Genomic DNA, 16,348 nt, shown 5'->3' on the forward strand with positions numbered 1-16,348 from the left:
TTCTCCTCTCTCAACTCATCTATTCTTTACAATAAGGACTGTAAATCTAGGCTATACCATATCCCTATTTACTATAGTATGAAAATAACGCTCTCTTATGAAAGCGTTTTTATAATTATCCGTATTATATCATGGAACGTTTTATAAGGAAACGACAAAACGTCCCATTTACAATAAATTTATACTGTTTCCCCGTTGCGAAGTTTTTCAGCAAACTCATCAATTTTACGCAATCGATGGTTAATACCAGATTTGCTAATTTTCCCAGCAGACACTAGTTCACCAAGCTCTTTTAACGTCACATCCTGATGATCTAACCGAAGCTGAGCTATTTCCTGTAGCTTACCTGGTAGTGCCTCTAGTCCAACCGTCTTTTTAATGAAACGGATGTTTTCCACCTGGCGGAATGCTGCCCCAATCGTCTTATTTAAATTGGCCGTTTCACAATTCACAAGGCGGTTTACAGAGTTTCTCATATCACGCATAATACGTACGTCCTCAAATTTAAGCAACGCTTGGTGAGCCCCAATATTAATAAGAAATTCCGTAATTTTTTCCGCTTCCTTAATATACGTAATGAAACCCTTCCTTCTTTCTAACGTTCTAGCATGTAAGTTAAAGTGATTCATTAATTTACATATGGAATCGTTATGCTCCTCGTAAAGAGTGAAAATTTCTAAGTGATAGGAAGAAGTTTCTGGATTATTAACAGAACCTCCTGCTAGAAATGCACCCCTTAAGTAAGAACGACGGCAACATTTTTTCTTTGTAAATTTCCCGGATATAGATCGATTAAATGTAAAAGGCTCTTCCAAAATATCAAGGTTAATTAAAAAATCCTTCACCTTTTCTTTAAGCCTTACAATATAAACATTATTTTTCTTTAATTTCATCTTTTTACGCACTAATAATTCAATAGGTTCTTGATATATTTTTTTTATTAAAGTGTATATGCGACGTGCAATGGCAGCATTTTCTGTTTGCACATCCAACACGTATTTTCGATTTGAAAAAGAAAGAGAACCATTCATGCGAATGAGAGCAGCTAATTCTGCCTCTGTACAGCATGTATCATTTTCCACTTTCGTTAATTCCTTTTTAATATCTGATGCAAATGACATTACCGCTCACCTCCACTCAAACCTAAACCAACTAAGAAAAGCACAAGCACTTTATTCAGGCGTAGAAAATTTCCATCCCTGATAAGGCACTTAGCCAGACAATAATTATAGGACAGTTCCAATCATTGCCCCAATAAAGAATAAAGTAATTTTGCCACTTTATTCGTATTATGACGTAAGGTTGTTTTGGAATGATCTATAATATCCGCTTCAATAATCTCTAAACCTAACCCAAGTAAACGCTCTGTATCATAAATAACAGGCGTAGAATTTTCTTCTTCATAAAGCTTTCTCACAAACTGCTCTATTTTTGCATTATGCACAACAATGGCATTGATAATATTTTTCCCAACATGATCATGGATTGTCTTCACATGGTCAGCGGCAGTATACCCTTGGGTCTCTCCGTATTGGGTCATTACATTACAAACATACACAACTTTACCCTTACTATTTTGCAAAGCCTCTCCAATTTCCGGCACAATAACATTTGGTAAAATACTCGTATATAAACTCCCTGGTGCGATCACAATTAAATCTGCTTTCAAAATAGCTTCTATCGCTTCTGGTAATGGTTCAATATGTTCTGGACTTAAAAATACGCGTTTGATTTTTTTATTGGCAGACGGTATTTTTGATTCGCCAGATATAATCGATCCATCGTCCATTTCCGCATGTAAAAACATGTTTTGATTCGCAATCGGATAAATACGTCCCTTCACGTTTAACACACGAGAAATTTCTTTTATACCACGGTAAAAATCACCTGTTATTGATGTCATTGCGGCTAAAAGTAAATTGCCTAGTGAATGACCAGATAAACTATTTCCGTTTTCAAATCGATGCTGAAACATTTTTAAGATCATCGGTTCTGCATCTGACATTGCTGCAATTACATTCCGTATATCCCCAGGAGCAGGAATTGCCATTTCACTTCGTAGGCGTCCTGAACTGCCTCCATCATCCGCAACTGTCACAATAGCGGACAAGGATACAGGGAAATTTTTAAGTCCACGAATGAGGACAGGCATTCCTGTTCCTCCCCCGATGACTACTACATTGGGCTTCCTCGTATCCTTCATAAAATGAATTATCCTTTCCTCTTTTCTATGTCCCTGTGTTTAATATATGTTACATAATCTTCCCCAAAATGCTTCGAAATTGTTTCCGCTATTGCTACAGAACGGTGTTGTCCACCTGTACATCCAATCGCAATAACAAGCTGGCTTTTACCTTCTCTTTTATATTGCGGCACCATAAACTGAAGCATGTCCAATAGCTTCTCCATAAATTTTTGGGTCTCTGCCCATTTAAAAACATAGGAGGACACTTCTTGATCTTTTCCAGTTAACGGTCTCATCGACTCTACATAGTGAGGATTCGGTAAAAATCGAACGTCAAACATTAAGTCTGCATCGATTGGTACACCATGCTTAAAGCCAAAGGACACAACATTAATCGAAAATACTTGCTGGGACTTTTCCTTATATGTTTCAATTAACTTTTCTCTGAGTTCACGAGGCTTTAATGAAGATGTGTTAATAATTTGCTGGGCACGACCCTTCAATTCATCTAACAAATCTCTCTCCTTATGGATACCTTCTAACGGTAGTCCTTCTGGAGCTAATGGATGGGATCTTCTCGTTTCCTTATATCGCGATACAAGCACTTCATCATCAGCATCTAAAAATAAAATTTGTTCAGATAGCCATTCTTCTTTTGCCAAACTATCAAGTGCACCAAATAAAGAGTCAAAAAACTCTCTTCCACGAAGGTCCATCACGACAGCTACATTTTGCGTTTTTTGATTATTTTCCTTCATTAACTCTAAAAATTTCGGTAACAATGCTGGTGGCAAATTGTCCACACAAAAATAACCTAAATCCTCAAAACTTTGAACCGCTACTGTTTTACCTGCTCCTGACATCCCTGTAATAATAACGAGTTGGATATTTTGTTCTGCCATCTTTTTTTCACCTCTATATTTATCTTGGATCTAGCGACGCTGCTAATAAATTGTAATCAGATGTATATGTAAATGTTCCATAAAGTATTTCATCACTTTTTATGGCGTGTTCAAATATTTTTCGGTCGCCCTCTGCCATCGGTTTAAGAACGGCCTCTTCAATAGAAACCCATTCCAGTTCCCCTTCTCGACAAAAGTCTAATTGCTTTCCTTCATAGTTTTCACAATAGAACGTAAAAAGCATCCATTCCTGCACTACTTTTTCCTCGTCTCGGATAATAAAGGTAAAAATACCGTTTATTTTTGGATCAATTAGCGTAAGTCCGGTCTCCTCTTTAAACTCACGTTTTACTGATTCCTTAATATGTTCACCTTGCTCCATCTTTCCACCAGGTGCCACATACCAATTCCTGCGAGGTTTCTTTAACATTAATATTTGTTGATCAACTACTAAAATACAATTTGTTACCCGTTGCAAAGCACATCACCTCTACTTACTTCCAAAAGGAAATGGGGTCATAACAAACAAACTATAAATATTATACTACGAATACTTTTCAAAACCAATGAGGGAACATTTAGGGAATAAGATTTTGAAGGCTATTAGGAAACGGTTATGGTAAAAAGTTACGAAGCAAACAAAAAAAGACGAAATCGCTTTAAATTCGGTAAGGAGACAAAATAAAAACACAGGCTAAATTATGTGCCTGTGCCGGAAAAGGATATATCTTATTAAAAGGGGGTCAATTTCGTTAAGACCATTGTACCTCATAATTATTGCAGGAGTATTACAACAGCATTAAAATGTAATTACGTTTATATAAAGCTAATCTTTACATTTCCTATCAAACTGTACTACTTATTTACTTTTAATTCTTCTAACAGTTCCTCAATATATACTTGGGCAGCCTGTGCCGCAATACTACCGTCACCTGTTGCTGTCACAATTTGTCGTAAATCTTTTTCACGGATGTCACCAGCAGCATAAATACCGGGTACATTCGTTTCCATCTTTTCATTTGTCGGAATATAGCCCTCTTCATTTGTGATGCCTAATGATTTAAATGGTTCACTTAGTGGGACCATACCGATATAAATGAAGACACCTTCAACTTCTTTATCATACTCTTCATTTGTCTTGTTGTTGACTAACGTCACACTTCCGACTTTGCCATCTTTGCCATTAATTGTTTTCACTTCTGTATCCCAAATAAAATCAATTTTTTCATTATCAAATGCACGTTGTTGCAAAATCTTTTGTGCACGTAGTTCATCACGACGGTGTACAATAGTAACTTTTTTAGCGAAGCGAGTTAAATACACGCCTTCTTCTACAGCAGAGTCTCCCCCACCTACTACTACTAATTCTTTATCTCTAAAGAATGCACCATCACACACGGCACAGTAGGAAACACCTCTACCGCTCAACTCTTCTTCACCAGGTACACCAATCTTTTTGTACTGTGCACCAGTAGCAATAATAACAGCACGAGCCTTATATTCTTTATTTCCAGCAACTACTGTTTTGTACTCTTTACCGTCTTTAATTTCTTTTATATCACCATAAGCATACTCCGCACCAAATTTCTTCGCATGCTCAAACATTTTAGTCGACAAATCCGGACCTAAAATATGCTCATAACCAGGATAGTTCTCTACATCCTCTGTGTTCGCCATTTGACCACCAGGTATACCTCGCTCAAGCATTAACGTTTCCAAATCTCCACGCGAAGTATAAACAGCAGCAGTCAATCCGGCTGGTCCAGCACCTGCAATTATCACATCATAAATATGATCTGAACTCATATTTTTTCATCCCTTCTACATATATTGCAACTTACTATTATCGTATTAGAGAGAAAGCATTTCGTCTATCATTTTGCTCATTTTTCTCATTTACTTAACATTCTCAATTTTGCCTATCTTCTGCAAAAACGGATGTCTTCTGCACCCTTCTTGCCATAACTGATCAGCAAGCTTACCCAATCCGAGTTGGTAAGCAGATTTACTGTACCATTTAAAGTAAGAAACATGATCCCGAAGATTTCCTTTGGATAAATATTGAAAACGTTCATATGCTAAATCATAATGACCCGTATAAGCTAAAGCGATGGCAATTTTTAACCGTTGTTGTTCATGAATAGGATAGACGTTTTTCAACGTTTCTATGTATCCTATTGACAACTCTTCTTTTCCCATTAAGTGATAAAAGATAGCTAAATTCACGATGCTATGGGTAGAATTTTGGTCATTTTCCTGCCACTCAAGTTCTAACTCAACAGCCGCTTCCCGATTACCAGCAAAAAACAACGCCCAAGCATAGTCATGTTTTGCAACTTTATATTCCGGATAAAGATCAATCATTTCCTCTAAGATTGGCAATGCTTCCTCCCACTCATGATTCTCCAAGTGGTAAAAAACCGTTTCTTGATAAATGAGTAGCTCATCTTCCTCATCAAAGAGCCAATCATCATCTTCGTAATCCTCTTCTTCTTCATCATTATATAACTCTAACATTTCTAAGAGCTGAGCAGCTTCTTCTGCAAACTCCCCTTGAGGTTCTTTTTTTAAATACATTTCTATATTTTTCTGCGCATCTTGAAAAAGGCCTAGATGGGCATAATTATTAGCAATAAGGTAGTAACAATCCGCGTATTCTTCCCCAAAATCGGCCAACACTTTTGTTAACAACTGATTAGCCTTATGGTACGATCTTATTTCTGTATATAAAACCGATAGCTGACATGGATAAAGGGGATTTTTCGGATTGAGTTCCATCGCCCTTTTAAACCATTTAATCGCTTTATTAAAATCACGCTTTTGAAAAGCCTTAACTGCAATAGAAAAATAAAAGTCCCCTTCGACCAAGAACGGGATAACTTTCAAATGCTCGTCATTTTTATCATTTGGATTATACATAAAAGCCTCCTACTCCTTAACAGCATTCGAATTAACGTACAAAGTATAACATATCTAAATGCCTAGTGACAGTACTTACAGCAAAGTATTGACAAACGTTTTTAACACCTATTTCCGTCGACAAATTTTTACATGAGAAGATAGGAATTCCTATCATCCTTCAGTTTTTCCACTACCAAATTGAAGAACTATTCTGATAAAATGAAAAGGATAGTTGGTAGGAAGAGGTGAAGCACGATGAAGAAAAATTGGCTAGCTCTTATTCTCCTTTTGGCTTTTTTTCTATTACTTACAGCATGTAAAAAGGAAGAAGAGGAAGAAGTAAAACCAGAAGATCGGTTCAATGAATTTGTGGAGTTATGGAAGGAACAAAAATTCGATGACATGTACGATGAATTCCTCTCCACTACTTCAAAAGAAGCTTTTTCCAAAGAAGAAATGGTTGAAAGGTATCATCATTTATACAACGATTTAGAAATAAACAACTTATCTATTACCTATGTCATTCCTGAAGTAAAAGAACCACAGGGAGAAGAGACAGAAGAAGTATCGGAAGTAACCTATCCTTTTCAAGTGGAAATGGACTCTCTCGCTGGCAAAATTACGTTTGATCAGGAAGCTACATTAGTAAAAGAAACGAAAAATCCCGAGGAAGAATCGGAAGAAAACTGGTACGTGAATTGGGATACAACGTTCATATTTCCTGAATTAGAACCAGGTGATAAGGTGGGCGTTAATACAACGAAGGGGCCACGGGGAGAAATTTTTGACCGTAATGGAAAAGGACTCGCAGTTAACGATACGTTATATGAAATAGGCATTGTTCCTGGGGACATGGAAGGCCAAGAGCAAGAAACGAAAGAAAAATTAGCAGAGTTATTGCATCTAGATGTCGCTTACATAGACCAACAGCTGAATCAAGGATGGGTACAGCCAGACTTATTCGTGCCAATTGGGATCATAAATCCAAATGATGAAGCATTGTACCGTAAGATTAGTGATCTTCCAGGTGTATGGAAGCAAAATACTGCAGGTCGTTCCTACCCACTTGGGGCAGCAGGTACCCACCTAATCGGATATACTGGGGAAATTACAGCCGAAGAACTGGAAACCTATAAAGATAAAGGATACAAACAGCACGACATAATCGGAAAACGAGGATTAGAATCTTTGTATGAGGAACAGTTAAAAGGCAAACCAGGTGTGGAAATTTACATCGAGAAAGAAAATGGCGACCAAGTTGTCATTGCGGAGCAGCGAGCAGAAAAAGGAAAAGACATTCACGTCACGATTAATGGAGAATTTCAAAAACTAGTCTATGAAAATATGGAAGGAAAACAAGGAACAGCTGCAGCCATCAATCCAACAACCGGAGAAACAATGGCTTTAGTAAGTTCTCCTTCCTTTGATCCAAACGGGTTAACATCTTACTATTACACAAAATTAATGGCAGATGAAGCAAACCCATTACTAAACCGATTTACTTCCCTCTATGCACCTGGTTCAACCTTTAAGCCGATAACCGCAGCAATTGCCTTAGAGCAAGGCACAGTTACTGCTGATGCAACGAAGGATATTACCGGTAAAACATGGGGGAAAGGAAACTCTTGGGGCGGATACGAAATTACACGAGTATCCGATCCTGGTCGACCAGTTAATTTAGAGGATGCACTCGTCTTTTCCGATAATATTTATTTCGGACAAACTGCTTTAGATGTCGGTGCAGATGCGATGGTCCAGGGACTAGAAAACTTCGGATTTACTACTGAAGTACCATACACATACCCGATTCCAAGCTCGTCCATTTCTAATAGCGGAAACTTAAACGATGAAATTTTATTAGCAGACACCGCATACGGTCAAGGCGAGCTTCAAGTAAGTATTTTACACTTAGCAACGATGTACTCCCCATTTACCAATGGTGGACATTTAGTTAAGCCTGTCCTACTTCAAGAAGAGGAAAAAGGCATGTGGAAGGAACAATTAGTATCACCAGAACATGCGGAGGAAATAAACGCAAGCTTACGCAAAGTCGTATCAAGTCCAAACGGTACAGCCCGAGGAGCTAACATGGAAAACATTCCACTAGCAGGGAAAACAGGGACAGCTGAATTAAAATCGAATAAAGATGAAAAAGGTGCAGAAAACGGTGTTTTCGTCGCCTATAACTCGGAACAAAAGGATCTCATTATCGCTATGTTAATGGAAAACGTTGAGGACGAAGGCAGTAGCGGATACGTCGTCCAAAGGGTAAAAAGTATATTTGAACAAATTTATTAATGATAAGTAACCGGAGCAGCGTGATTGCTCCGGTTTTTGCATTACTTCATTGTTTAATCAATCTCAAACATGTATTCAGTAGGCCATACGGTGCAATTCACTTGCTTGAACCTTCAATTATGCCGTTTAGTCTGCAATACATCGGAGTGAACTTCCAATCATCCGGCTGAACCTGCAATACACCGAGCGAACCTTCAATCATCACGCTGAACCCAATACTTCCGCATGAACCTCCAATCATCCGGCTAAACCTGCAATACACCAGAGCGAACCTTCAATCATCACGCTGAACCTCCAATACTTCCGCATGAACCTTCAATTTTTCCCGCTGAACCTGCAATACTTCCGCATGAACCCTCAATTATTCCCGCTGAACCTCCAATACTTCCGCATGAACCTGCAATTTTTCCCGCTGAACCTCCAAAACTTCCGCATGAACCTGCAATTTTCCCCCCAACCTTCAAATAACCTCCATAGCCTGCAAAATCACAACCCCAACGGTAATAGGATGTATAAGCTGACATCAAAAGAAAAAGCTCAGGAATCCTAAAATTCCTAAGCTTTTCCCCTTCTATATAGCAGAACCAACTAAATCTTCACTCAATACTTCATCTTTTTCAACTGGATGTGTTGCTTCATATAGCAATTGATCCAATTCCTTTGTATACGTATCAAGTTGTTCATCTGTCCAATTAAATGTCTTTGCCAAGTAGGCATTTACTGATTCTTTATGTGTTCTTACCCAATTGATATCAAAGAAAATAGCTCCTGTGCGGCGTATAAAGAAATCAACTGGTTTGTAGGCTAGCTCTTCTTGAATAGAGTAACGAATCATGGCGTAAACGACTGGATCAAGTCCTTCTACTTCTGCTTGTGCTTTTTCATTTTTATAAGTGTTGAAAACTTGGTCTACGTTAGAACCGTATCTTCTCGTTAACAATTCTGCTGTTTCTTTTGATAATCCCAAGTCTATGCCTTGTTGCGTTTTTTCTTTCAAAAATGTTTTAAAGCCTTCTGAGCCACTTACATCTCCACCAGACATTGGGAGATTTTTCGTTTGAGAACCAGGGTATTGAGCTCCTGTTTCTTCACCAAGTTGCTTCACTACTAAATTCACTACGCTTTCTGCCATTTTACGGTATCCCGTTAATTTACCACCAGCAATAGAAATCAGGCCTGAATCGGAAACAAAAATTTCATCTTTTCGAGAGATTTCGGAAGGATCTTTGCCCTCTTCGTGAATCAATGGGCGTAATCCAGCCCAGCTTGACTCTACATCATCCGCTGTTATTTTTACATCTGGGAACATATAGTCAATGGCATTCAAAACATAATCTCTATCCTCAACTGTCATTTTCGGGTTTGCAATGTCCCCCTTATAAACAGTATCTGTCGTACCAACATACGTTTTACCTTCACGTGGAATCGCAAACACCATGCGTCCATCAGGTGTATCAAAATAGATTGCCTGCTTTAACGGGAATCTTTCTTCATCAAATACTAAGTGAATTCCTTTTGTCAGTTGAAGTGTTTTTCCTTTTTTCGAGTTGTCTTTTTCACGTAACGTATCAACCCATGGACCAGCTGCATTTACTACTTTGTTCGCTAAAATTTGATGAGTAGTACCGTCAATTTGGTCAACAACTTCTACACCAACTACTTTTCCATTCTCGTATGTTAAGGTATTTACTTTCGCATAGTTTATAGAAAGTGCACCTTTTTCAACTGCTTTTTTCATTACCTCTAGCGTTAGGCGTGCATCATCTGTTTTATATTCCACATAATAGCCTGCACCTTTTAAACCTTCATCCTTAAGCAAAGGTTCACGATCAATTGCTTCAATCGGACTAAACATTTTTCTTCTCTCGCTCTTTTTAACACCAGCCAGAAAATCATAAACGCGAAGACCAATATTCGTTGTAAACGGTCCAAAAGTTCCACCTTTATAAAATGGTAGCATCATCCATTCGGGTGTTGTTACGTGTGGACCATTTTCATAAACAATGGCACGTTCCTTCCCAACTTCTGCTACTACACCAATTTCAAACTGTTTTAAATAACGCAATCCACCATGTACTAGCTTTGTAGATCTTGAGGAAGTGCCTGCAGCAAAGTCTTGCATTTCTACAACCGCTACCTTCATTCCTCGCGTTGCAGCATCTAATGCAATCCCTGCACCGGTAATACCTCCACCGATCACAAGTAAGTCTAACGTTGAATCCTTCATTTGTTCGTATATATTACCTCTGTTTAAACTGGAAAACACCATAACTATCGCTCCTTTTTAATAGAATCGTAACGATGTATTCCTAATTCTCCAAGTTCTGATAAGGAAAACATTTCTTCCGATGAGAAATTTTCGCAATAGAAAAGAGACCACAAATCACCCCTATAGATTAATCTAGTAGAGTGCTGTGGTCTCTCCATTTCTCCGGCCAACTTATTAACTTATCAATAGTATAACACGATTATCCTTGTCTTGAAAAGGAAAACTGATTAGGGCGCGGTAGGTACCCACTACAAGATGTGTCAAGTGGGACTTAACTAACCAGCTTAACCCTTTCAACTTTAAGGATACTCATGCCATGTTACATTTAGTACTTCATGTAGCAGAGAATTATTATAGTCTAGTAGACTAGGATGCTATCTTATTTGTATACACGCGTAGCTTCAACAGCTTTTTGCCATCCAGCATAAAGCTCATCGCGTTTTTCAGTAGCAAGATCGTTCGTAAATGTACGCTCGTTTTGCCATTGTTTACCGATTTCTTCTTTGCTGCTCCAGTATCCTACTGCTAGACCAGCAAGGTAAGCTGCACCTAATGCAGTTGTTTCTTGTACAACTGGACGGTCAACTGGTACACCTAAAATATCGCTTTGGAATTGCATTAGGAAGTTGTTCTTAACTGCTCCACCATCAACACGTAGTGATTTAAGATCAATTCCAGAATCAGCTACCATTGCATCCAATACGTCTTTTGTTTGATATGCAAGTGACTCAAGAGTTGCACGAACGAAATGTTCTTTCGTTGTACCACGAGTTAAGCCAAATACTGCTCCACGTGCATCACTATCCCAGTAAGGCGTTCCAAGTCCAACAAATGCTGGAACTAGGTATACACCATCAGTAGAATCTACTGAAGTTGCTAATCCTTCTGTTTCTGGAGCACTATCAATAAGTTTTAATCCATCACGTAACCATTGAATAGCAGATCCTGCTACGAAAATACTACCTTCAAGAGCATATTCTACTTTTCCATCAACACCCCAAGCTAGAGTAGTTAATAGACCGTGCTTAGAAGGAACTCCTGCTTCCCCAGTGTTCATTAACATGAAGCAACCAGTTCCGTAAGTGTTTTTCGCCATACCTTTTTCAAAACATGCTTGACCGAATAACGCAGCTTGTTGGTCACCAGCAATACCAGCGATTGGTACTTCATGTCCGAAGAAATGATAATCTACTGTATGTGCATAAACTTCTGAAGATTGCTTAACTTCAGGAAGCATGCTCTTTGGTACTGTAAGGATTTCAAGTAATTCGTCATCCCACTTCAAGTCATAAATGTTAAACATTAAAGTACGAGAAGCATTTGAGTAATCTGTTACATGGGCTTTTCCACCAGAAAGTTTATAAACAAGCCATGTATCAATCGTACCAAATAGTAGATCGCCGTTTTCTGCTTTTTCTCTTGCACCCTCAACATTGTCAAGGATCCATTTTACTTTTGTACCAGAGAAGTAAGCGTCAATCAGTAAGCCTGTTTTTTCTCTGAAAAGATCACCGTGACCTTTTTCATTTAGATCTTTACAAATGTCAGCTGTTTGACGAGACTGCCAAACAATTGCTTTATAAACTGGTTTACCAGTGTTTTTATCCCACACTACAGTCGTTTCACGTTGGTTTGTAATACCAATACCCGCGATATCCGTTGGTTCTGCATCTGCTTTTCTTAATACTTCTGCAATACAAGCAAGAATAGAAGTCCAAATTTCATTCGCGTCATGCTCTACCCAACCTGGCTTTGGAAAGTGTTGCTCAAATTCCTTCTGTGCCGTTTCTACGATCTCACCTTGGTGATTAAACAAAATTGCACGAGAACTAGTTGTTCCTTGGTCAAGAGACAAAATAAATTTACTCAAAATGCTCTCCTCCTTAATATTTCTTCTTTATGATTGTTATCTAAAAGATGTATGGTAGAACCCGACTTAACCGCTTTCACAGTTAAGTCAAGTTTGTACATTAAGCTTGTTTTGTTGTTACACCAGCATCAACTGAAGGTACTTTTGATTTTTTCAACTCTGAGCTAGCTGCTGCTACTAGAATCAATGCTACAACTACAGTTACACCCCAGAATGCTGGAGAGAAATTGTTTGCAAAAATTGCTTGGTAGAACAATCCACCATAGATACCACCAATTACTGGACCAACTACTGGAATTAGAGCATAACCCCAATCAGAGCTTCCTTTACCTGCAATAGGTAGTAATGCGTGAGCAATACGAGGACCTAAGTCACGAGCTGGGTTAATTGCATAACCAGTCGTTCCACCTAATGACATACCGATTGCTACGATTAGTAAACCTACGATAAACGGATTTAAACCTTCTGTAAATTGGTTTGCACCGATAAACATTAATCCCATAACAAGAACAAATGTACCAATGATTTCACTTACTAGGTTAGAAAGTGGGCTACGAACAGCAGGATCAGTTGAGAATACTGCTAGTTTTGCACCTTGATCTTGAGTTTCTCTCCAGTGCGGTAAGTATTGGAAGTAAACAATAACTGCTCCGATAAAAGCACCTATCATTTGAGCTGTAATATACAAAGGAACCTTATCCCATGGGAATTCTCCTACAGAAGCAAAACCTAGCGTTACAGCTGGGTTTAAATGCGCGCCGGAAATACTACCAACCGCGTAAACACCCATTGTTACCGCTAGACCCCATCCAATCGTAATAACGATCCAGCCGGAGCCTTCTGCTTTAGATTTCTTTAATACTACGCCACCTACTACTCCACCACCAAAGATAATAAGAATCATGGTACCAATAATTTCAGCTAAAAATTCTGACATCATAAACACTCCCTCGTATAAGTTTATGAAACTAAAATTTCCAAGCTGAGAATGCGGATCCAATTGATAGAGAGCATAGAAAAAACCCACACTTCAAACACAGACTTCCCCTTGGAAGCAACGCTTGTAGTGTGGGTCTCCAAATCTCCATCACATTCTTAACTTGTTAATTACAATTTAAACTATATTGAAAACGCTGTCAACAACTTTTTTTATTTTCTGATATTTTTATTCTTTTACAATTTCCAGAGTTCATTGTTCGATGTTGTAACGGCACTTGCACCGCCTTTAAAGGCATTATCCACGTCTTCTGGCGTCCGGATTAAACCACCTGCAATGATTGGTAAACCTGTGTTCTCATGTACTTCTTTAATCATTTTTGGAATAATTCCTGGCAATATTTCAATGTAGTCAGGTTTCACATTTTCGACAATTTTCAAATTATGATTTAATGCATGACTATCAAGTAAAAATAGTCGCTGTATGGCAATTAAATTGTTTTTCTTCGCTAGCGAAATTACATTTCCCCTTGTAGAAATAATCCCATCCACATTGGTTTCACGAATGAGAAATTCAATCCCGAACTCGTCCCCTTTTAAGCCTTGAATTAAATCAGCATGAATCAACACTTTCTTATTTTCGCGTTTCGCATATTTGACCATACCGGCAAGTTGTGAGAGTCTCGTTTCTAAAAAAATAATGTATTCATGCTTACTTGTTAATAGCTTTTCAAAATCACGCAAATTTCGAACAGCAGGTAAAATACCTTGTAAATTACACATTCCCTATCACCTCATCTTTATAAAAATTTGTGTTAAACTTGGCTTTATTTATAAAAAGAAACAGCAGGTGGACGCCTGCTGCCTTATATTTCATTCAAGAAGTCATCTTCACTCATCCGCTTTTCCATTTCTTCTTTTGTATAAATAATCCGCATCGGATTCCCACCAACAAAACATCCTGCCGGAACATCCTTATGAACTAACGTTCCAGCTGACACAATTGCCCTATCTCCAATAGAAACACCGGGAAGAATAGTGGAGTTGGCGCCTATCATTACTTCATTGCCGATTTGGACTTCTCCAATACGATATTCTTTAATTAAATATTCGTGGGCCAATATAGTTGTATTATAACCAATAACTGTATTTTTCCCCACGGATATTTTTTCTGGAAACATGACATCTAACATGACCATCAATGCAAAGGAAGTTTTATCCCCTACATCCATGCGAAGTAGTTTCCGATACATCCAATTTTTAAAGGATAGAAAAGGGGTATATCTAGCTGTTTGAATAACGATAAAATTTTTCACCACTTTTAAAAATGGGACGGTTTTATACACGTGCCACAAAGAATTTGCCCCTTTAACACGATAACGCTTCGTCCGCCTCACGAGATCACTTCCCTACAATCTTCCACAAATCTGATATATGCTCTAGCATGTAGTCTGGATTTAATTTTTCTAAAGCTTCTCTTCCTTTGATTGTCCAAGCGACTCCTGCTGTTTTTACTCCTGCATTTTTCCCAGCTAAAATGTCATGGCTATTGTCTCCAACCATTAATGTTTCACTTGCTTTTCCGTTGAAAGCTTCTAGTGCTCTAATGATTGGCTCTGGATGAGGTTTTGCATGGGTTACATGATCTAACCCAATAATAACATCAAAATAGTCGGCTAAATTCGTTACAGCTAAACCTCTTTTTGCTGTTTCACTTATTTTCGTCGTAACAATAGCTATCTGATAGCCTTCTTCTTTTAATTGTTTCATTGTTTCAAAAACACCATCATAAGCCTTCACAAAAGAATCATGGTGATGTAAATTATGCTCTCGATAAACACCAATCATTTCCTCCACTTTATCAGGCAAAACCTTTTCAAAGCTATCCTTCAAAGGTGGCCCAATAAATTCAAGAATTTCTTCTCGACTGTATTTATCAGGAAAATATTGATTTAACGTATGCGTAAAAGAGGCGATTATTAATTCATTTGTATCAATTAATGTTCCGTCAAGATCAAAGAGAATCGTACGTATGCTCATGTTTTGCTCGTTCCTCTCTTTTGGATTTGGATTTTTCCATTCGACTCCAAACAAATGCTATGGTAGCCGTTAATACAATTGCTGTCGTTAATCGAATAACAAGCAACGGCCAGAGTGGTATCCCTAACGGCGCAAATACTAATGTATCTTCTACAACCGCATGACAGGAGACGAGGAAGATTAACACCAAGGTCATATCTTTTTTTGAAATACCATCTTCTTTAACCGCTTGAATCATTAACCCTGCTCCATAGGCTAAACCAATTGTTAATCCTGTAACTAGTGTCATAGATGTATTTTTATCTACGCCTAACACTTTCGTAAATGGGGCTAACCATCTAGAAAATACTTGAAAGTAGCCTTTTTCTCGAAGCCATTGCATGACGATCATTAGCGGAATAACGATTAAACCAAGCTGCAAAATCGCGATAGCAGCAGTTTTCATACCTAAAAAGGTAATGGCCCACCAAGTTTCAGGTGCTTCCTGTGCAGCAATTAGACCATATTGAGCCATTTCCTGGCCGCCATCCCAGAAAAGGTTGATCATAACGGCTGATAGTATCGCAAGACCCATTCGAATCCCTGAAATCAACCAAAAGTTAACGCCTACTTTAGAAGCTAAAGAGGATTCAATAAACAAGTTATGGGAAAAGGACAACATCATAGCCATAATAAACACTTCTTTAACAGTAAAGTCAAACGTCACAATTGCCCCTATACCAGCATACAAGTTTAAAAAGTTCCCAAGTACAATCGGAACAGCCGCTTCCCCAGGTAAACCGAGTAAATTCATTAACGGCTCAAGCCAGCCAATAACGATAGGGAAAATGGGAGTATGACTTAATATCGTAATCACTAACGTAACTGGAAAAATAATTTTCCCTAACGTCCACGTTAACGATAAGCCACTCCACAACCCTCGCTGTAAAATGCCCGACATCGTGTAT

Annotated in this window: 15 protein-coding genes; 1 reads left to right on the forward strand and 14 read right to left on the reverse strand. The window is 38.3% G+C overall.

Annotated elements, in window-relative coordinates:
- Nucleotides 1-179: 179 nt before the first annotated feature.
- The 6 genes from whiA to HNQ94_RS09970 all read right to left on the reverse strand — a co-directional run bounded on the left by whiA (nucleotide 180) and on the right by HNQ94_RS09970 (nucleotide 6,006).
- Nucleotides 180-1,121, reverse strand: a complete 942-nt coding sequence (gene whiA, locus HNQ94_RS09945) for a DNA-binding protein WhiA (protein ID WP_174496070.1) — start codon at nucleotides 1,119-1,121, stop codon at nucleotides 180-182.
- Nucleotides 1,122-1,243: 122 nt separating this feature from the next.
- Nucleotides 1,244-2,203: a gluconeogenesis morphogenetic factor MgfK gene (gene mgfK, locus HNQ94_RS09950; protein WP_174496069.1), complete on the reverse strand. Its 960-nt coding sequence runs from the start codon at nucleotides 2,201-2,203 to the stop codon at nucleotides 1,244-1,246.
- An 8-nt stretch (nucleotides 2,204-2,211) separates the two neighbouring features.
- Complete coding sequence (rapZ, locus tag HNQ94_RS09955) at nucleotides 2,212-3,087, reverse strand: RNase adapter RapZ (protein WP_174496068.1); 876 nt, start codon at nucleotides 3,085-3,087, stop codon at nucleotides 2,212-2,214.
- 19 nt (nucleotides 3,088-3,106) lie between these two features.
- Nucleotides 3,107-3,565: an 8-oxo-dGTP diphosphatase gene (locus HNQ94_RS09960; RefSeq protein ID WP_174496067.1), complete on the reverse strand. Its 459-nt coding sequence runs from the start codon at nucleotides 3,563-3,565 to the stop codon at nucleotides 3,107-3,109.
- Nucleotides 3,566-3,942: 377 nt separating this feature from the next.
- Complete coding sequence (gene trxB, locus HNQ94_RS09965; RefSeq protein WP_174496066.1) at nucleotides 3,943-4,893, reverse strand: thioredoxin-disulfide reductase; 951 nt, start codon at nucleotides 4,891-4,893, stop codon at nucleotides 3,943-3,945.
- A gap of 90 nt (nucleotides 4,894-4,983) precedes the next feature.
- A complete protein-coding gene (locus tag HNQ94_RS09970; RefSeq protein ID WP_174496065.1) occupies nucleotides 4,984-6,006 on the reverse strand; it encodes a tetratricopeptide repeat protein in 1,023 nt (340 codons plus the stop codon).
- 237 nt (nucleotides 6,007-6,243) lie between these two features.
- Here HNQ94_RS09970 and HNQ94_RS09975 point away from each other — a divergent pair, with 237 nt between their 5' ends.
- Nucleotides 6,244-8,286 carry a penicillin-binding transpeptidase domain-containing protein gene (locus HNQ94_RS09975; protein ID WP_174496064.1) on the forward strand — a complete coding sequence of 681 codons (2,043 nt, stop codon included), beginning with the start codon at nucleotides 6,244-6,246 and terminating at the stop codon, nucleotides 8,284-8,286.
- A 281-nt stretch (nucleotides 8,287-8,567) separates the two neighbouring features.
- Here the strand turns inward: HNQ94_RS09975 and HNQ94_RS09980 are convergent, their stop codons facing one another.
- The 8 genes from HNQ94_RS09980 to HNQ94_RS10015 all read right to left on the reverse strand — a co-directional run bounded on the left by HNQ94_RS09980 (nucleotide 8,568) and on the right by HNQ94_RS10015 (nucleotide 16,341).
- Complete coding sequence (locus HNQ94_RS09980; protein WP_174496063.1) at nucleotides 8,568-8,813, reverse strand: hypothetical protein; 246 nt, start codon at nucleotides 8,811-8,813, stop codon at nucleotides 8,568-8,570.
- A 44-nt stretch (nucleotides 8,814-8,857) separates the two neighbouring features.
- Entirely contained in the window at nucleotides 8,858-10,555 is a 1,698-nt protein-coding gene (locus tag HNQ94_RS09985) for a glycerol-3-phosphate dehydrogenase/oxidase (protein ID WP_174496062.1), read from the reverse strand.
- A gap of 379 nt (nucleotides 10,556-10,934) precedes the next feature.
- Nucleotides 10,935-12,428, reverse strand: a complete 1,494-nt coding sequence (gene glpK / locus HNQ94_RS09990) for a glycerol kinase GlpK (protein WP_174496207.1) — start codon at nucleotides 12,426-12,428, stop codon at nucleotides 10,935-10,937.
- A gap of 97 nt (nucleotides 12,429-12,525) precedes the next feature.
- Complete coding sequence (locus tag HNQ94_RS09995; RefSeq protein ID WP_174496061.1) at nucleotides 12,526-13,362, reverse strand: MIP/aquaporin family protein; 837 nt, start codon at nucleotides 13,360-13,362, stop codon at nucleotides 12,526-12,528.
- 236 nt (nucleotides 13,363-13,598) lie between these two features.
- Nucleotides 13,599-14,144 carry a glycerol-3-phosphate responsive antiterminator gene (locus tag HNQ94_RS10000; RefSeq protein ID WP_174496060.1) on the reverse strand — a complete coding sequence of 182 codons (546 nt, stop codon included), beginning with the start codon at nucleotides 14,142-14,144 and terminating at the stop codon, nucleotides 13,599-13,601.
- An 83-nt stretch (nucleotides 14,145-14,227) separates the two neighbouring features.
- Nucleotides 14,228-14,758: an acyltransferase gene (locus tag HNQ94_RS10005; protein WP_174496059.1), complete on the reverse strand. Its 531-nt coding sequence runs from the start codon at nucleotides 14,756-14,758 to the stop codon at nucleotides 14,228-14,230.
- Between the two features lie 4 nt (nucleotides 14,759-14,762).
- Nucleotides 14,763-15,401 carry a pyrophosphatase PpaX gene (gene ppaX / locus HNQ94_RS10010; protein ID WP_174496058.1) on the reverse strand — a complete coding sequence of 213 codons (639 nt, stop codon included), beginning with the start codon at nucleotides 15,399-15,401 and terminating at the stop codon, nucleotides 14,763-14,765.
- Nucleotides 15,376-16,341 (reverse strand): nucleoside recognition domain-containing protein, encoded by a 966-nt coding sequence (locus tag HNQ94_RS10015; RefSeq protein WP_174496057.1) that lies wholly within the window; start codon nucleotides 16,339-16,341, stop codon nucleotides 15,376-15,378. Before HNQ94_RS10015 ends, ppaX begins: the two co-directional genes overlap by 26 nt.
- Between the last annotated feature and the right edge of the window lie 7 nt (nucleotides 16,342-16,348).

The organism is Salirhabdus euzebyi, from assembly GCF_014207435.1.
Classification (GTDB): Bacteria; Bacillota; Bacilli; order Bacillales; family Alkalibacillaceae; genus Salirhabdus; species Salirhabdus euzebyi.